The organism is Streptomyces sp. NPDC057253, assembly GCF_042669125.1.
Classification (GTDB): Bacteria; Actinomycetota; Actinomycetes; order Streptomycetales; family Streptomycetaceae; genus Streptomyces.
In genome coordinates this window covers 12,610-28,972 of the sequence record NZ_JBHUXV010000049.1, presented here as the reverse complement: position 1 = coordinate 28,972, position 16,363 = coordinate 12,610, and the positions used below count along the sequence as shown (strand labels likewise).

The 16,363-nt window shown below is 69.9% G+C and carries 16 protein-coding genes; 8 read left to right on the top strand and 8 right to left on the bottom strand.

Annotated elements, in window-relative coordinates; translation table 11 throughout:
• Positions 1 to 168 precede the first annotated feature (168 nt).
• The 5 genes from ACFULQ_RS25570 to ACFULQ_RS25550 all read left to right on the top strand — a co-directional run bounded on the left by ACFULQ_RS25570 (position 169) and on the right by ACFULQ_RS25550 (position 5,292).
• Positions 169 to 2,403: an RNA degradosome polyphosphate kinase gene (locus ACFULQ_RS25570; protein ID WP_383547658.1), complete on the top strand. Its 2,235-nt coding sequence runs from the start codon at positions 169 to 171 to the stop codon at positions 2,401 to 2,403.
• Positions 2,384 to 3,448 (top strand): CHAD domain-containing protein, encoded by a 1,065-nt coding sequence (locus tag ACFULQ_RS25565; RefSeq protein WP_383547543.1) that lies wholly within the window; start codon positions 2,384 to 2,386, stop codon positions 3,446 to 3,448. Before ACFULQ_RS25570 ends, ACFULQ_RS25565 begins: the two co-directional genes overlap by 20 nt.
• On the top strand, positions 3,445 to 3,864 hold the full coding sequence (locus ACFULQ_RS25560) for an NUDIX hydrolase (protein WP_383547540.1): 420 nt from the start codon (positions 3,445 to 3,447) through the stop codon (positions 3,862 to 3,864). Before ACFULQ_RS25565 ends, ACFULQ_RS25560 begins: the two co-directional genes overlap by 4 nt.
• Before the next feature lie 316 nt (positions 3,865 to 4,180).
• Positions 4,181 to 5,011, top strand: coding sequence for a hypothetical protein (locus tag ACFULQ_RS25555; RefSeq protein WP_383547537.1), 831 nt, complete (start codon positions 4,181 to 4,183; stop codon positions 5,009 to 5,011).
• A 98-nt stretch (positions 5,012 to 5,109) separates the two neighbouring features.
• The gene (locus ACFULQ_RS25550; protein WP_383547534.1) at positions 5,110 to 5,292 is read left to right on the top strand and encodes a hypothetical protein; all 183 of its coding nucleotides are present in this window, start codon (positions 5,110 to 5,112) and stop codon (positions 5,290 to 5,292) included.
• Between the two features lie 46 nt (positions 5,293 to 5,338).
• Here ACFULQ_RS25550 and ACFULQ_RS25545 read toward each other — a convergent pair whose 3' ends face one another.
• Positions 5,339 to 5,677: a metal-sensitive transcriptional regulator gene (locus ACFULQ_RS25545; RefSeq protein WP_383547531.1), complete on the bottom strand. Its 339-nt coding sequence runs from the start codon at positions 5,675 to 5,677 to the stop codon at positions 5,339 to 5,341.
• 200 nt (positions 5,678 to 5,877) lie between these two features.
• On the opposite strand from ACFULQ_RS25545, the gene ACFULQ_RS25540 reads away from it, so the two are divergent.
• A complete protein-coding gene (locus ACFULQ_RS25540; protein ID WP_381300259.1) occupies positions 5,878 to 6,498 on the top strand; it encodes a DUF47 domain-containing protein in 621 nt (206 codons plus the stop codon).
• Between the two features lie 7 nt (positions 6,499 to 6,505).
• On the top strand, positions 6,506 to 7,504 hold the full coding sequence (locus ACFULQ_RS25535; RefSeq protein ID WP_383547528.1) for an anion permease: 999 nt from the start codon (positions 6,506 to 6,508) through the stop codon (positions 7,502 to 7,504).
• 130 nt (positions 7,505 to 7,634) lie between these two features.
• On the opposite strand, the gene pstB is transcribed toward ACFULQ_RS25535, so the two are convergent.
• The 4 genes from pstB to pstS all read right to left on the bottom strand — a co-directional run bounded on the left by pstB (position 7,635) and on the right by pstS (position 11,743).
• Positions 7,635 to 8,411, bottom strand: coding sequence for a phosphate ABC transporter ATP-binding protein PstB (gene pstB / locus ACFULQ_RS25530; protein ID WP_381300261.1), 777 nt, complete (start codon positions 8,409 to 8,411; stop codon positions 7,635 to 7,637).
• A 38-nt stretch (positions 8,412 to 8,449) separates the two neighbouring features.
• Entirely contained in the window at positions 8,450 to 9,499 is a 1,050-nt protein-coding gene (pstA, locus tag ACFULQ_RS25525) for a phosphate ABC transporter permease PstA (RefSeq protein ID WP_383547524.1), read from the bottom strand.
• The gene (pstC, locus tag ACFULQ_RS25520; protein WP_383547521.1) at positions 9,496 to 10,500 is read right to left on the bottom strand and encodes a phosphate ABC transporter permease subunit PstC; all 1,005 of its coding nucleotides are present in this window, start codon (positions 10,498 to 10,500) and stop codon (positions 9,496 to 9,498) included. The genes pstA and pstC overlap by 4 nt, the downstream gene beginning before the upstream one ends.
• Positions 10,501 to 10,618: 118 nt before the next feature.
• Positions 10,619 to 11,743: a phosphate ABC transporter substrate-binding protein PstS gene (gene pstS, locus ACFULQ_RS25515; protein ID WP_383547518.1), complete on the bottom strand. Its 1,125-nt coding sequence runs from the start codon at positions 11,741 to 11,743 to the stop codon at positions 10,619 to 10,621.
• Positions 11,744 to 12,036: 293 nt separating this feature from the next.
• Here pstS and ACFULQ_RS25510 point away from each other — a divergent pair, with 293 nt between their 5' ends.
• On the top strand, positions 12,037 to 13,578 hold the full coding sequence (locus ACFULQ_RS25510; protein ID WP_383547515.1) for an FAD-binding oxidoreductase: 1,542 nt from the start codon (positions 12,037 to 12,039) through the stop codon (positions 13,576 to 13,578).
• Between the two features lie 59 nt (positions 13,579 to 13,637).
• Here the strand turns inward: ACFULQ_RS25510 and ACFULQ_RS25505 are convergent, their stop codons facing one another.
• From ACFULQ_RS25505 to ACFULQ_RS25495, 3 genes are all read right to left on the bottom strand, one after another.
• The gene (locus tag ACFULQ_RS25505; protein ID WP_383547512.1) at positions 13,638 to 14,336 is read right to left on the bottom strand and encodes a phosphatase PAP2 family protein; all 699 of its coding nucleotides are present in this window, start codon (positions 14,334 to 14,336) and stop codon (positions 13,638 to 13,640) included.
• Between the two features lie 168 nt (positions 14,337 to 14,504).
• Positions 14,505 to 15,512, bottom strand: coding sequence for an NlpC/P60 family protein (locus tag ACFULQ_RS25500; protein WP_383547509.1), 1,008 nt, complete (start codon positions 15,510 to 15,512; stop codon positions 14,505 to 14,507).
• Between the two features lie 88 nt (positions 15,513 to 15,600).
• Positions 15,601 to 16,311 (bottom strand): trypsin-like peptidase domain-containing protein, encoded by a 711-nt coding sequence (locus ACFULQ_RS25495; protein ID WP_383547506.1) that lies wholly within the window; start codon positions 16,309 to 16,311, stop codon positions 15,601 to 15,603.
• Positions 16,312 to 16,363 lie beyond the last annotated feature (52 nt).

The following is a 16,363-nucleotide window of genomic DNA, read 5'->3' as shown; positions in this document are numbered from 1 at the left end:
GTGCCAGAGCCTTCGCCGCCGCCCGAGGGCGACCGGGGGGACGGGAGCGTCCCGGTCGTGCCCCACGTCGCCGCCGTGCTCCCGCTCGCCGCCGCGGAGCGCATCGCCGCGCTGCCGATAGCCGCCTCCGACGCGCCCGTTTCGCTCCTGGCGCGGAAGAATGGGGCCATGAGCCAGTCGAACACTCAGGCAGAGGTCCAGCACGTGCAGCCCTCCGTGGGCTCCATAGCCGCGCACCGCCCGCACACCGTGTCGGCCACCGTCTCCGATCTGGAGCCCGACCTCGACGCCGATCTCGACGCGTACGAGGAGATCCCGGTCGACGGTGCCGCCCAGCTCCCGCAGGGTCGTTTCCTCGACCGGGAACGCAGCTGGCTCGCCTTCAACGAGCGGGTCCTGGAACTCGCCGAGGACCCGAACACCCCCCTGCTGGAGCGCGCCAACTTCCTCGCCATCTTCGCCAGCAACCTGGACGAGTTCTTCATGGTCCGGGTGGCCGGACTGAAGCGCCGTATCGCCACCGGCGTCGCCACCCGCTCCGCCTCCGGCCTCCAGCCCCGCGAGGTGCTGGAGATGATCTGGGCCCGCTCCCGCGAGCTGATGGCCCGGCACGCCGCCTGCTACCACGAGGACGTCGCCCCCGCGCTCGCCGAGGAGGGCATCCACCTGGTCCGCTGGAACGAGCTCCAGGAGAAGGAGCAGGCCCGCCTGTTCACCCTGTTCCGGCACCAGATCTTCCCGGTCCTCACCCCCCTCGCGGTCGACCCGGCGCACCCCTTCCCGTACATCTCCGGCCTCTCCCTGAACCTGGCCGTGATCGTGCGCAACCCGGTCAACGGCAACCGCCACTTCGCCCGGGTCAAGGTCCCGCCGCTGCTGTCCCGCTTCCTGGAGTCCTCCCCCGGCCGCTACGTCCCCATCGAGGACGTCATCGCCGCCCACCTGGAGGAGCTGTTCCCGGGCATGGAGGTGCTGGAGCACCACACCTTCCGGGTCACCCGCAACGAGGACCTGGAGGTCGAGGAGGACGACGCCGAGAACCTCCTCCAGGCCCTGGAGAAGGAGCTCATGCGGCGCCGCTTCGGCCCGCCGGTGCGCCTGGAGGTCGAGGAGTCCATCGACCGCGAGGTGCTGGACCTCCTCGTGCGCGAGCTGAAGATCTCCGAGGCGGAGGTCTACCCGCTGCCCGGCCCGCTCGACCTCACCGGCCTCTTCCGGATCGCCGGCCTGGACCGCCCGGAGCTGAAGTACCGCAAGTTCATCGCCGGCGTCCACCGCGACCTGGCCGAGGTCGAGTCGGCGTCCGCACCGGACATCTTCGCCGCCCTGCGCACCCGTGACGTCCTGCTGCACCACCCCTACGACAGCTTCTCGACGTCCGTCCAGGCCTTCCTCCAGCAGGCCGCCGACGACCCGGACGTCCTCGCCATCAAGCAGACCCTGTACCGCACCTCGGGCGACTCCCCGATCGTCGACGCCCTCATCGACGCCGCCGAGGCCGGCAAGCAGGTCCTCGTCCTGGTCGAGATCAAGGCCCGCTTCGACGAGCACGCCAACATCAAGTGGGCGCGCAAACTGGAGGAGGCGGGCTGCCATGTCGTCTACGGCCTGGTCGGCCTGAAGACCCACTGCAAGCTGTCCCTGGTGGTCCGTCAGGAAGGCGACACGCTGCGGCGGTACAGCCACGTCGGCACCGGCAACTACCACCCGAAGACGGCACGGCTCTACGAGGACCTCGGCCTGCTCACCGCCGACCCGCAGGTGGGCGCGGACCTCTCCGACCTCTTCAACCGGCTGTCCGGATACTCCCGCCGCGAGACCTACCGCCGCCTCCTGGTGGCCCCCAAGTCCCTTCGCGACGGCCTCATTTCCCGTGTGAACAAGGAAGTCCAGCACCACCGCGCAGGACGTCCGGCCTTCATCCGCATCAAGGTCAACTCGATGGTGGACGAGGCGCTCATCGACTCGCTCTACCGTGCGTCCCAGGCCGGTGTGCCGGTCGACGTCTGGGTGCGCGGCATCTGCGCGATCCGCCCCGGCGTCGCGGGCATGTCGGAGAACATCCGGGTCCGCTCGATCCTCGGCCGGTTCCTCGAACACTCCCGGGTCTTCGCCTTCGGCAACGGCGGCGAGCCCGAGGTCTGGATCGGCAGCGCCGACATGATGCACCGCAACCTCGACCGCCGGATAGAGGCACTGGTCCGGGTCACCGACCCGGCCCACCGGGCCGCCCTCAACCGGCTGCTGGAGACCGGCATGTCGGACACCACCGCGTCCTGGCACCTCGGCCCGGACGGCGAGTGGACCCGGCACGCCACGGACGCGGACGGCCAACCCCTGCGCAACGTCCAGGAGATGCTCATAGACGCCCGGAGGCGCCGGCGTGGCACAGCAACACCTTGAACCGACGGAACCCCTGTCCGGGCACGTCGGCACCGTGACCGGGGACGCCCTCGCGGGCTATCTGCGGTCCCAGGCCACGGAGTTCCTCCGCGCTCTCCGCCAGCACCGCGAGTCGGGCGGTACGGCGGCGGGCGCGGAGGACCCCGCGGACGCGGCCCGGGCCCTGCGCCGCTCGGTCCGCCGCATCAGCGCCAGCCTCCACACCTTCCGCCCCCTCCTGGACACCGACTGGTCGGAGTCCCTGCGCCCTGAACTGGCCTGGCTGTCGGGCACCTTGGGCATGGAGCACGCCTACGAGTCCCGGCTGGAGCGGCTGTTGCTGGCCCTGCACCGGCTCTCGGGCGCGGTGTTCCCGGTCCAGGGGACGGTCCCCACGGCGGTCCCCACGGCCCAACCCGCCCCCGCGCCCGCCCCCGTCCCCGTCCCCGACCGCGGCAACCTGACCGTGGGCGCGGCGAAGGCGGGCGCCCTCCTGGACCGCCAGCTCACCCTCGCCCGCACCCGGGCCCACTCCACCGCGCTCCAGGCCCTCGGCTCCTCCCGCTTCCACGCGGTCGCCGACAACATCGCCGTGCTGGCCAGCGAGGTCCCGCTGGTCAAGAGCGCCACCGCCACGGATCTGCACCCCCTGGCCGCGGCGGCCCAGGAACGCCTGGACGACGCGGCGGCGGCCCTGCCCCTCGTCACCGCGGGCCACCCCTACAACGCGGAGGCCCTCATCCACGGCCTCTCCCCCGACCCCTCCCCCCACCCCCAGGACGCCCCGTGGCACCAGGTCCGCCTGCTGCTGCGCCTGCACCGCTACGCGCGCGAGGTCCTGACCCCCGCGGTGGACGTACGGCTCCTGACCGCGAGCCAGTGCCTGGACCGCCACCGGGACGCCTCGGAGGCGGCCGCGGCGGCCGCCTCGGCGGCCCGCACCCCCCGTATCGCCCCGGCCACCGCGTACGCCCTCGGCGTCCTGCACGCCGACCAGCGCCACGAGGTGGAGGCGGCCCGGTTCGCCTTCCAGCAGTGCTGGCAGAAGCAGACGGTGAGCACATGACCGGTCCCGGTGACCTCCACGACCCGGTCGTCCAGGCAGCCGGCTGCGTCCTGTGGCGCCGCTCTCCGATCGACGGAGACCTGGAGATCTGCCTGGTGCACAGGCCGAAGTACGACGACTGGTCGCACCCCAAGGGCAAGCTGAAGCGCGCGGAGAACGCCCTCACCGCCGCGCTGCGCGAGGTCGAGGAGGAGACGGGCTACTCCGCCGAGCCCGGAACCGAGCTCGCCACCGTCCGCTACATGGCCAACGGCCGCCCCAAGCGGGTCCGTTACTGGGCCGCCGAGGCCACCGGCGGCCACTTCACCCCGAACGACGAGGTGGACCGCATCCTGTGGCTCTCCCCGGCCGCGGCCCGCAGCCGCCTCACGCAGTACCGCGACCGCACCCTGATCGACGAACTGCTGCCGCTCTAGGGGCTGTCCGCCGGAACGCCCAGGCCTCCGTCGGCGTGCCCCGCCGCGTCCGCGCGGGCCTGGCTTCTGGCTCTGCGGGCCGGGCCGCGCCAGCCGCAGGTGCACCGGGCCAGGCAGAAGCGGCCTTGTTCGACCATCTGCGTCCGGTGGGCCGGTGCGTCGGGGGGAGGTGGGGGGATCCTGTCCTGCTGGGCCACACCGACCACGATACCCACCCCGGGTAAACGGCGGGTGTGCGCGTGACGGGCCCACCCAGCCGTCGTTAAGCGGAACGACACGGGTCCTTGACGGACGTATCGGCTGGGGGTTGGCGGCGATGGCGGAGCGGCAGCACAGGCAGGCCCGCGGGGCGGTCGTCGTGGCGGTGCTCTTGGCCGGCGCCTGTGCCACCGGCTGCTCGGGCGGCGGGGGCCCGGACGACGCGCTCGCCGCCGACCCGGTGGGAACCCTGCGCCGGGCCCCCGACACCCTGGTGGACACGGGCAGTTCGAAGGCCAGCACCTCGATGGAGATGGCCACCGGCGGCACCCGGGTCACCATCCGCGGCGAGGGTGTGTACGACTACCGCGGGCAGCTCGGCCGGCTGCGGGTGCTGCTGCCGCAGGACCCGGCGGGCACCAGCGAGCACCGGCCCATCACCGAACTCCTCGCCCCCGGAGCCCTGTTCATGAAGAACCGGGGCGCCGGGGTGCCCGCCGACAAGTGGGTGCGCGTGGACACCGCGGGTCTGACCGACGGCAACCTCGTCACCGGCGGCGCCACCGACCCGCTCGCCGCCGCCGAGGTGCTGCGCGGGACCAGGACGGCGACGTACGTCGGGGTGACCGAGCTGGCCGGGACCGAGGTGCGCCACTACCGGGGGACCGCGGACCTCGCCGCGGCGGCCAGGAGCGCCTCCGGCGCCAACCGGGGTGTGCTCGCCGCGGCGGCGAAAGGGTTCGCCACGGCCGCGGTGCCGTTCGACGTCTACCTCGACGACCAGGGCCGCATCCGCAAGGTCCGGCACCGCTTCAGCTTCGTCAACGGGCGGCAGCAGGGTACCGTCGCGGTGGCCTCGACGACGCTGCTGTACGACTTCGGGGCGGCCGCGGACGTACGGCTGCCGGCCGCCCGGGACATCTACGCCGGCAAGATCGCCGAGGGGTGAGCGGCCGTGCCGGGCGTCAAGGACTAGCCCTTCCGTGCCATGCGCGGTGTGTAGGCCGCTCCCTACTCTAGGAAGTCGGTAACGGCAGAGAAGAGGTGATGCGCGTGGCTCCGGTCGGCGGTACGGCGGTTCAGGACCACGTGGCCCTCGCCGAGATCGAACTGTGCGGGGAGCTGATCATCGCGGCCTCGGCCGCGGACGACCGGCTCAGCCTGGAGAGCATCGACGAGGTGCTGAAAGTGGCCGAGGAACGGGTGGGCGCCCCCGGCTCCGGTGCGTGAGCCGCCGGGGGCGCCCGTCCCGTCGTAGCGTCGGACCGGTCTCAGGTCAGGTGCGCAGCAGGCGGCCGATCGCCTTCGTGGCCTCCTCGACCTTCGCGTCGATCTCGGCGCCGCCCTTGACGGCCGCGTCGGCGACGCAGTGCCGCAGGTGCTCCTCCAGGAGCTGGAGGGCGAAGGACTGGAGCGCCTTGGTGGAGGCGGAGACCTGCGTGAGTATGTCGATGCAGTAGACGTCCTCGTCGACCATCCGCTGAAGGCCGCGGATCTGGCCCTCGATCCGGCGCAGGCGCTTGAGGTGCTCGTCCTTCTGCTTGTGGTAGCCGTGGGTGGTGTTTTCGGTCACCGTCTCGGAGGGCGCCGAGGCGCCGGTCTCGGTCGTCGTCATCGCGTCCTCCACAACAAGGGGCATTCCTATACCCCTCCTGGGTATATCGTACCGAAGTTTCCCGGGTATAGGGCCTGCGGACGGCCCCCGTGCCAACCACTGTGCCCGATGGGCGACACTGGGGGACGGCCCATTAGCCGTGGCCGGATGATGCACTTAGCATCAGCCTGACCGAAACCGATGCACCCCGAGGACCCCTTGTGCGCTTTCGTCTGACCCCCAGGGAGACGAGCTTCTACGACATGTTCGCCGCCTCCGCGGACAACATCGTCACGGGCTCGAAGCTCCTGATGGAACTGCTCGGGGCGGACACCGCCGGCCGGGCCGAGATCGCAGAGCGCATGCGGGCCGCGGAACACGCCGGTGACGATGCCACGCACGCGATCTTCCACCAACTGAACTCCTCGTTCATCACGCCGTTCGACCGCGAGGACATCTACAACCTGGCGTCCTCCCTCGACGACATCATGGACTTCATGGAGGAGGCCGTCGACCTGGTCGTCCTCTACAACGTCGAGGATCTCCCCAAGGGCGTCGAGCAGCAGATCGAGGTCCTCGCGCGGGCGGCCGAGCTCACCGCCGAGGCCATGCCGAACCTGCGGACCATGGACAACCTCACCGAGTACTGGATCGAGGTCAACCGTCTGGAGAACCAGGCCGACCAGATCCACCGCAAGCTGCTCGCCACCCTCTTCAACGGCAAGTACGACGCCATCGAGGTGCTCAAGCTCAAGCAGATCGTGGACGTGCTGGAAGAGGCCGCGGACGCTTTCGAGCACGTGGCGAACACGGTGGAGACCATCGCCGTCAAGGAGTCCTGACCCCTTCATGGACACCTTCGCTCTGGTCGTGACCATCCTGGTCGCGCTCTTCTTCACGTACACCAACGGCTTCCACGACTCCGCGAACGCCATCGCGACCTCGGTGTCCACGCGGGCGCTCACGCCCCGGGCCGCGCTCGCGATGGCAGCGGTCATGAACCTGGCAGGTGCCTTTCTGGGCTCCGGGGTAGCCAAGACCGTCAGTGAGGGCCTGATCGAGACGCCGGAGGGCTCGAAGGGGATGGGCATCCTCTTCGCGGCACTGGTCGGCGCGATCACCTGGAACCTCATCACCTGGTACTTCGGGCTGCCCTCCTCGTCCTCGCACGCGCTGTTCGGGGGCATGGTGGGCGCCGCACTCGCGGGCGGCACCGAGGTGATCTGGAACGGCGTGCTCGACAAGGTCGTCATCCCGATGTTCGTCTCCCCGGTCGTCGGCCTGATCGCCGGCTACCTGGTGATGACCGCGATCATGTGGATCTTCCGGCGGGCCAACCCGCACAAGGCCAAGCGGGGCTTCCGGATAGCGCAGACCGTGTCCGCGGCCGGCATGGCCCTCGGCCACGGTCTCCAGGACGCCCAGAAGACCATGGGTGTCGTGGTGATGGCCCTGGTGATCTCGGGCCACGAGACCTACGGCGACCCGATCCCGGTCTGGGTGAAGATCGTCTGCGCGGTGATGCTGTCGCTGGGCACCTACGCGGGCGGCTGGCGCATCATGCGCACCCTGGGCCGGAAGATCATCGAGCTGGACCCCCCGCAGGGCTTCGCCGCGGAGACCACCGGTGCGGCGATCATGTTCACCACCGCCTACCTGTTCAAGGCGCCGGTCTCCACGACCCATGTCATCACCTCGGCGATCATGGGCGTCGGCGCCACCAAGCGCGTCAACGCGGTCCGCTGGGGCGTCGCCAAGAACATCATCCTCGGCTGGTTCATCACCATGCCGGCCGCGGCGATCGTGGCCGCGTGCTCCTACGGAATCGTGAACCTGCTGTTCCTGTAGGGACGGCCCCGGTACGACAACGGGCCCGCCCCCGGAATCCGGGGGCGGGCCCTCTGTGTCCTCGCGGTGGCACCGCCATGCAGCACCGCGAGGGGTCTTCAGGAGACCGGCCGGCCGAAGCCGGTCCGGCTCAGCCGAAGCGGCCGGAGATGTAGTCCTCCGTGGCCTGGACCGACGGGTTGGAGAAGATCCGCTCCGTCTCGTCGATCTCGATCAGCTTGCCGGGCTGCCCGACGGCGGCCAGGTTGAAGAACGCCGTACGGTCCGAGACCCGGGCCGCCTGCTGCATGTTGTGCGTCACGATGACGATCGTGAAGCGCTCCTTCAGCTCCCCGATCAGGTCCTCGATGGCGAGGGTGGAGATCGGGTCGAGGGCCGAGCAGGGCTCGTCCATGAGCAGCACCTTCGGCTCGACCGCGATCGCGCGGGCGATGCACAGCCGCTGCTGCTGACCGCCGGACAGGCCCGAGCCGGGCTTGTTCAGCCGGTCCTTGACCTCGTTCCACAGGTTCGCGCCCTTGAGGGACTTCTCGACGACGTCGGTCAGTTCCGACTTCTTGTACGAGCCGTTCAGGCGCAGGCCCGCCGCCACGTTGTCGAAGATCGACATCGTGGGGAACGGGTTCGGGCGCTGGAAGACCATGCCCACCTCGCGGCGGACCGACACGGGGTCGATGCCCTGGCCGTACAGGTCCTCGTCGTCGAGGAGCACCTTGCCCTCGACCCGGCCACCGGAGGTGACCTCGTGCATCCGGTTGAGCGTGCGCAGGAACGTCGACTTGCCGCAGCCGGAGGGGCCGATGAAGGCCGTCACCGAGCGGGGCTCGACGGTCATCGAGATGTCCTCGATCGCCTTGTGGGAGCCGTAGTAGGCGGTGAGCCCGCTTACGTCGATTCGCTTGGCCATGTCTACTTCACTTCCAGATCAGTCGCCGATGGGCCGCGTCAGCGACCGGTCTTCGGGGCCTTCCAGCGGGCGATGCCGCGGGCCACCAGGTTCAGGATCATCACGAAGGCGATCAGCGTCAGCGACGCCGCCCACGCTCGGTCGTACGCCGCACCGGCGCCCGCGCTGTTCGCGTACTGCTGATAGATGTACAGCGGCAGCGACTGCTGCGCACCCTCGAAGGGGTTGGCGTTGATGAGCGAGTTGCCCCACACCAGGAGCAGCACCGGCGCCGTCTCACCGGCGATACGGGCGACCGCCAGCATGATGCCGGTGGTGATGCCGCCGATGGAGGTCGGGATGACCACCTTCAGGATCGTCCGCCACTTCGGGATGCCCAGCGCCAGGGAGGCCTCGCGCAGCTCGTTCGGGACGAGCTTGAGCATCTCCTCCGTGGAGCGGACGACGACCGGCATCATCAGGATCGCGAGCGCGAGCGAGCCGGCGAAGCCGAAGGGCTCCATGTCGAACATCAGCATGATGCTGAGGATGAACAGACCCGCCACGATCGACGGGATGCCGGTCATGACGTCGACGAAGAACGTGACGGCCTTGGCGAGCCGGCCGCGTCCGTACTCGACCAGGTAGATCGCGGTGAGCACACCGATCGGCGCCGCGATCACGGTGGCCAGGGCGACCTGCTCCAGGCTGCCGAGGATGGCGTGGTAGATGCCGCCGCCCGGCTCGGAGTCGGCGACCAGGCCCATCGAGTGGGTCAGGAAGTAGAAGTCGAGGACCTTCAGCCCGCGCGAGACGGTCGACCACACCAGGGAGACCAGCGGGACGACGGCGAGCAGGAAGGCGACCCAGACCAGCGAGGTCGCGATCCGGTCCTTGGCCTGGCGGCGGCCCTCCACCCGGGCGGCGATGACATACGTGCCGAGGACGAAGAGCAGCCCGGCGATCAACGCCCACTGGATGCTGCTCTCCAGGCCGGCGGTGAAACTGATGCCGAGCCCGAGGGCGACGGAGCCCGCGGCGATCGCGTACGGCGACCACTTGGGCAGGCGGGCACCCTTCAGGGTGCTGGCGGTGGCTGCGGTGCTCATGCGTTGGCCCCCGAGTACTCCTTGCGGCGGGCGATGATCATGCGGGCCGCGCCGTTGACCAGCAGGGTGATGACGAACAGGACCAGACCGGAGGCGATCAGCGCGTCCCGGCCCAGCTCGCTGGCCTCACCGAACTTGCTGGCGATGTTCTGGGCGAAGGTGCCGCCGCCCGGGTCGAGCAGGCTGGCCTGGATGTCGAAGGAGGGCGAGAGCACGGTGGCGACGGCCATCGTCTCGCCGAGCGCGCGGCCGAGGCCGAGCATCGACGCGGAGATCACACCGGAGCGGCCGAAGGGGAGGACCGCCATGCGGATCACCTCCCAGCGGGTGGCGCCGAGCGCCAGGGCCGCCTCCTCGTGCATCTGCGGGACCTGGCGGAAGACCTCGCGGCTCACGTTGGTGATGATCGGCAGGATCATGATCGCGAGCAGGATGCCGACGGTCAGCATGGAGCGCGGCGCGCCCTGCTGCCAGGAGAAGATGCCGGTCCAGCCGAGGTAGTCGTTCAGCCAGCCGTACAGGCCGTTCATGTGCGGGACGAGGATCAGGGCGCCCCACAGGCCGTACACGATGGACGGCACGGCGGCGAGCAGGTCGATCACATAGGCGATCGGGCCGCTCAGCCTGCGCGGGGCGTAGTGCGTGAGGAACAGCGCGATGGCGACCGCGATCGGGACGGCGATGGCCATGGCGATGATCGAGGAGACGATCGTGCCGAAGGCGAGCACCGCGATGCCGAACTTCGGCGGTATCAGCTGGGTGTTCCACTCGAACGCGGTGAAGAAGTTGGCCTCGTCCTTGCTGATCGCGATCGAGGCGCGGTAGGTGAGGAAGACCGCGATCGCGGCCATGATCACCAGCAGCAGGATGCCCGACCCGCGGGAGAGACCGAGGAAGATCCGGTCACCGGGTCGGGTGGCGCCACGGGCCGCGCGTTTCTGCTCGGCCTGGGTCGGCTGGGGAGTCGGGGGAGGTGCGTCGGTTATCTGTGTGGTGTCCATCGGGTTCTCCGGTCTGCGGAGCCGTACGCGGGGTGCGGCTCCTGGCGGCGGTGCACCGGACGGTGCGGCCGGCCGGGGCCCCTTGAAGCGGGGCCCCGGACCGGACCGCACACTCAGGTCAGCTCAGGCCCTCGATGGTGGTGCGGACCTTGGCGATGATGTCCTCGGGGATCGGGGCGTAGTCGTTGTCCGCGAGGACCTTCTGGCCGTCCTCGGAGGCGGTGTAGCGCAGGAACGCCTTGGTGGCGGCCAGGGTGTCGGCCTTGTTGCCCTTGTCGCAGACGATCTCGTAGGTGACCAGGACCATCGGGTAGGCACCCTCGGCCTTGGTGCCGTAGTTGAGCTCCAGCGAGAGGTCCGAGCCGGTGCCGACGACCTTGGCGTCGGCGATGGCCTTGGTGGCGTTCTCGACGGTCGGCTCGACCGCGGCGGAGGCGCCGGTGTTGATGCTGACCGGCGTGATGCCGTCCTTGGCGTAGGAGAGCTCGAAGTAGCCGATGGCGCCGTTGGTCTGCTTCACCTGCTGGGCCACACCGGAGGACTGCGCGGCGGACTGGCCGCCCTTGGCCACCCAGGTCTTGCCGTGCTCGTAGGGCCAGTCGCTCTTGGCGGTGGCGATCAGGTACTTGGTGAAGTTGTCCGTGGTGCCGGAGTCGTCCGAGCGGTGGAACGCCTGGATCTTCAGGTCCGGCAGCTTGACGCCCGGGTTCAGCTTGGCGATCGCCGGGTCGTTCCACTTGGAGATCTTGGAGTTGAAGATCTTGGCGATCGTCGGCGCGTCCAGCGTGAGCTTGTCGACGCCGGAGATGTTGATGCCGAGGGCGATCGGGCCGCCGACCATCGGGAGGTCGATGCCCTGACCGCCGGAGCAGACCTTCTTGGAGGCGGTGACCTCTTCGGGCTTCAGCGCGGAGTCGGAACCGGCGAAGGCGACCTGGCCGTTGTTGAACGCGGTCACACCGGCGCCGGAGCCGCCGCCCTTGTAGTTGATCTGCACGCCACAGGCCTGCGTGAACTGCTTGACCCAGGCGTCGATCGCGTTCTTCTGCGCGGAGGAGCCGTCGGCGAGCAGCTGGCCCTTGGCGTCGTCGCACTTGATGCTGCTGGCGTTGGCCGTGGAGGACGCGCTGCTGTCGCCACCGCTGCTCGTGTCGTCGGAGCCGCACGCCGTGAGGGCCAGGGCGCCGGAGACGGCGAGAGCACCGAAGGCGAGGGCCCGCCGGTTCTTGCGCTGAAGCTTCACTTGAGTTCCTTCCGGGAGCCGCCGTCCTGAATCCGGCGGCGTGCGCGAAGTCTGGGTGATACGGATGTGCATTCGAGGCACACCACGCATCGCGTAAGGCCGAAATTAGGCAGATCAGGTGAAGGCGCCTATGGCCGGAAGTGAACGGGGGGTGAACCCCTGTGGACGGTGCGGTGAGGTCACGGAACGCTTACGTCGAGGGCACGGTGTGATTCCGGAACCTGCACGGGAACCCACGCCTCATCAGCCCCGTCTCGTTCCACGGTAGGCGAGGCAGACGAAAGGCACGACACATGGAACGGCGTACGTTCATCGGAGGCGGCGCGGCCGCGATCGCGGCGGTCGCCACCGCCGCGTGCGAGGGCAAGGGCAGCGCCGGCGCCGCCCGGAGCACCCTCGACCGGCAGCTCTCCTCCCGTACGCCCGCCTCGGCCGCCCCGAACTGGGCCGCGCTCGCCCGCGACCTGGACGGCCCCCTGGTGCGCCCCGGCGACGCCGACTGGGCGACCGCCCGCCAGCTCTACAACACCCGCTTCGACTCGCTCAGGCCCGCCGCGGTCGCGTACGTGGCACACCCGGACGACATCCGCACCACCCTCGCCTACGCCCGCGCCCACCGCCTCCGGGTGGCCATCCGCAACGGCGGCCACTCCTACGCCGGCTGGTCCTCGGGAAACAACCGGCTGATCGTCGATGTCTCCGAGCTGAACCGCGTCCGCGCCTCGGGCGGCACCGCCGTGGTCGGCGCCGGGGCCAAGCTGATCGACGTCTACCGGGCGCTCACCGCGAAGGGCGTGACGATCCCGGCGGGCTCCTGCCCGACCGTCGGCGTCTCCGGCCTGGTGCTGGGCGGCGGCCACGGCGTGGCCTCCCGGGCCTACGGCCTCACCTGCGACAGCCTCACCGGGGCCACGCTGATCACGGCCGACGGCAAGCAGCTCACCGCGGACGCCTCCACGAACAAGGACCTGTTCTGGGCGCTGCGCGGGGCGGGCAACGGCAACTTCGGCGTGGTGACCGAGCTGCACTTCCGCACCCACCCGGCCCCGCAGGGTGTGACCGCGTACGTGACCTGGCCGTGGTCGAGGGCGGCCGCCGTGGTCAGGGCCTGGCAGGAGTGGGGCCCCGACCAGCCCGACGAGATCTGGTCCTCCTGCCACCTGGAGAACGGCGGCTCCCCCTCGGTGGCGGTCGCGGCCTTCTCCCTGGGCACCTATGGCGAGCTCCAGAACGCCCTCGACCGGCTGGCCGACCGGGTCGGCGCCCCGGCCCGCAGTGTGACGCTTCGGCGGCACTCCTACGAGAGCGCGATGGAGGCGTACGCGGGCTGCTCGTCCTTCGCCACGGACGCCAAGTGCCACCTGCCCGGCACCACGCCGAACCGCAACCCGCAGGGCGCGCTCGGCCGCGAGACCTACGCGGCCCACTCGGACTTCTTCGACCGCTCGATCTCCGCCGCGGGCATCCAGACCCTGCTGCGGCAGATCGCCTCGGTCCGGGGCGGTTCGGGCAGCATCGCCCTGACCGCCCTCGGCGGAGCGGTCAACCGGGTCTCCCCCACGGCGACGGCCTTCGTCCACCGCCGCTCCCGCATGCTGGCCCAGTACATCGGCTCCTGGCGAGCGGGAACCACGGGCACGGCGGCCCGGTCCTGGCTGGACGCGGCCCACGACGCGATGAGGCCGTACGCCTCAGGAGCGGCCTACCAGAACTACACGGACCCCACCCTGAAGGACTGGCGCAAGGCGTACTACGGCGACGCGGTGACCAAGCTGACGAGGGTGAAGAAGCAGTACGACCCGGAAGGGTTCTTCTCGTACCCACAGTCGCTGTAGCGCCCCCTCAGGGGCGCGAGGAACTGCGCGACAAGCCACAACGCAGCCGCACCCGGCATCTAAGCGGCGAGATCCCTCTCGGAAGCCGCAGTCCCCCGCCGAGCCCCGGGGATCAAAGAAGCCCCCCGCTCACTCCCGCGCGCCCGAATCAACCACGCGCCTTTGGACGACCCCTCGACCGCCTTCATAAGCGGCGTCAGCAGAGCCATCGCAAGCGGCGACAACAACAGCGCCACAGCCGTCCCGAGCGCGAACCCCCCGACGACGTCCGTCGGATAGTGCACCCCCATGTACACCCGGCAGAACCCCTCGAGCAGCGCGAGCAGAATCCCGACCACGCCGAACTTCCGGTTCGCCACGAACAACGCGACGGCCATCGCCATCGTGATCGTCGCGTGGTCGCTGACGAAGGAGTAGTCGGTCTTCCCGGAAACCAGGACCTCGAGCCCCTCATGGGTCCGGAACGGCCGGGGCCGCTCGACGAACCCCCTTATGGGGACGTTCACGAGCACGGCGAGCGCGGCGGCGAGCGGCGCCCAGACCAGCGCGGCCACGGAGGACGCCGCGTCCTCACCCCCGCGCCGGCGCCCGCCCCACCAGCACCACAGGATGAGCAGCACCATCCCGAGCAGGATCCCGTACTCCCCGACGTACTCCATGACCCGGTCGAACCAGTGCGGGGCGTCCTTGGCCAGGCCGTTGATGTCGTAGAGCAGGTCGACGTCGGGGTTCGACCCGGATCCGGCGAGAACAGCCATGGTGCTGCGGCCCCTTCGTCGTCTTTCCCGGCGTACCCATGTGCGCTCGGCTACGCCCCAGGAACGCACGGCTCCCGTTAATACGTTCCACACTCCACTGAATGATCACGCAGACGTTATCGAAGAGAGACACATCGCCGCAGCTCAGGGGGTGGGTTTCACGCTCGGTCACACCGTGGTGGGCAATGCTTTCGCGCCATCTTCGGTGACCCGGGTGGCGCCGAAGTACTCAGAAGTGTCGATCGGGTCGAACCGGATCACAGCACCCGTTCTCGGTGCGTCGATCATGTATCCGCCGCCCACATAAATCCCCACATGGTGGATGGCACGCGAATTTGTCGGGTCCTTGGAGAAGAACACCAGGTCCCCCGGCAACAGTTCACTTCTGGCCGGATGCGGGCCCGCGTTGTACTGGTCGTTGGCGACGCGCGGAAGGGTGATGCCCACCGTCTTGTACGCGGCCTGCGTCAGCCCCGAGCAGTCGAAGCGCCCGCCCTGCGCGGCCGTACCGGTGCCGCCCCACAAATAGGGCGTCCCGAGCTTCTTCTGCGCGTAGTAGATGGCACCGGCGGCCTGCTTGGAGGGATCGACCCGGCTCGTCGGCGCGGCGAAGCTCTCCTCCAGGGTCGTGATGGTCTTCACGTAGTTCTGGGTCTCCTTGTACGGCGGCACGCCCCCGTACTTGATGACCGCGTAGGCGCCCGCGTTGTAGGAGGCGAGCATGTTCTCGGTGAGGTTCCCCGGCACGTCCTTCACGTAGGACGCGAGCGAGCAGTCGTACGAAGCCGCCGACGGAATGGCGTCGTTGGGGTCCCAGACGTCCTTGTCGCCGTCCCCGTCGCCGTCGACGCCGTGGGTGGCCCAGGTCCCGGGGATGAACTGCGCTATGCCCTGCGCCGCGGCCGCGCTCTGCGCGTTGGGGTTGAACCCGCTCTCCTGGTAGAGCTGGGCGGCGAGCAGGGCCGGGTTGATGGCGGGGCAGAGGTTGCCCCACTTCTGCACGAGGTTCCGGTAGGCGGCCGGCACCGCGCCCTTGGCCAGGGCTTTGCCGGCTCCGCCCACCCCGCCGGCGAGGTTCCCGGCGACGACGTAGACCCCCACGACGAGCAGCATCACGAAGCTGAGCCCCGCCCCGAGAACGGCGCCCGTCACGAGCCACGCCTTACGCACCGTCAACCGCCCCTCACCGACCGGGAGTCCGCCCGCGCCAGTTTATGAGCTTCCCCGACGGAAACCGGGGTACTCGGCGGGGTCGGCACAAAGATCAGCAGACCGCGCCCCGGTAGAGCGCGGCCGCCTCCGCCCCGAGCACCACGCTGTACGACACGTCGGGCGTCACCCCGCCCTCCTCGTGGCCGCCCAGCACCCCGACGACCTGTCCGTTCCCGTTCACCCAGGGACTGCCGCTGGTCCCGCCGGTGAACTGCGGGCAGTCGATGCGCTGTTGCGTACGGCTGTGCGCGGTCGGCTTGTTGGTGCAGGTGATCGGCACGTCCCGGGAGGAGGGGTACCCGGTGACGGTGACGGCGGTGGCCCCGGTCGCCGTACCCGTCGTGAACCGGTTCCCGCCGACGCGGTCCTGGACCTTTCCGTCCACCGTGGCGAAGGCGAGGTCGCTGTCCTCGTCCTGGTCCTTGGACCACCCCGCGGGCAGATACCGCCTCCCCACCTTCCACCTGCCGTAGGGCGCCGTCCCGTCCCGGTACCCGGGCACGAACACCAGGTCGTCGTCGCCGTCGAGACAGTGCGCGGCGGTGACCACGAGGTCCCGCTCCGGGCTGCGGACGACGGAGGCGGTGCAGATGTGCTGCTTGCCGTCGAACAGGGCGCCCACCATGGCGTTCTGCGCGGTGGCGGGGGCGACCTCGGTCACTCCGAACGGCCCTGTCCCGTCGTCCGCGATCGCCTCGGAGGACGCGGTGACGGCGAGCAGGACGACGACGGCGTACAGAGCGGTACGTGGCGTGCGCTTCATCGGACGCCAGCATTCCGTACGAAGGTGAGAAAAGCGTCAACCGGCGTACGGG

Excerpts from the sequence above, each read along its gene's own strand:
- ACFULQ_RS25570 (WP_383547658.1), top strand. The coding sequence starts at position 169 with ATGAGCCAGTCGAACACTCAGGCAGAGGTCCAGCACGTGCAGCCCTCC.
- ACFULQ_RS25560 (WP_383547540.1), top strand. The coding sequence starts at position 3,445 with ATGACCGGTCCCGGTGACCTCCACGACCCGGTCGTCCAGGCAGCCGGC.
- ACFULQ_RS25555 (WP_383547537.1), top strand. The coding sequence starts at position 4,181 with ATGGCGGAGCGGCAGCACAGGCAGGCCCGCGGGGCGGTCGTCGTGGCG.
- ACFULQ_RS25550 (WP_383547534.1), top strand. The coding sequence starts at position 5,110 with ATGCGCGTGGCTCCGGTCGGCGGTACGGCGGTTCAGGACCACGTGGCC.
- ACFULQ_RS25545 (WP_383547531.1), bottom strand. The coding sequence starts at position 5,677 with ATGACGACGACCGAGACCGGCGCCTCGGCGCCCTCCGAGACGGTGACC.
- ACFULQ_RS25535 (WP_383547528.1), top strand. The coding sequence starts at position 6,506 with ATGGACACCTTCGCTCTGGTCGTGACCATCCTGGTCGCGCTCTTCTTC.
- pstB (WP_381300261.1), bottom strand. The coding sequence starts at position 8,411 with ATGGCCAAGCGAATCGACGTAAGCGGGCTCACCGCCTACTACGGCTCC.
- pstA (WP_383547524.1), bottom strand. The coding sequence starts at position 9,499 with ATGAGCACCGCAGCCACCGCCAGCACCCTGAAGGGTGCCCGCCTGCCC.
- pstC (WP_383547521.1), bottom strand. The coding sequence starts at position 10,500 with ATGGACACCACACAGATAACCGACGCACCTCCCCCGACTCCCCAGCCG.
- ACFULQ_RS25510 (WP_383547515.1), top strand. The coding sequence starts at position 12,037 with ATGGAACGGCGTACGTTCATCGGAGGCGGCGCGGCCGCGATCGCGGCG.
- ACFULQ_RS25505 (WP_383547512.1), bottom strand. The coding sequence starts at position 14,336 with ATGGCTGTTCTCGCCGGATCCGGGTCGAACCCCGACGTCGACCTGCTC.
- ACFULQ_RS25495 (WP_383547506.1), bottom strand. The coding sequence starts at position 16,311 with ATGAAGCGCACGCCACGTACCGCTCTGTACGCCGTCGTCGTCCTGCTC.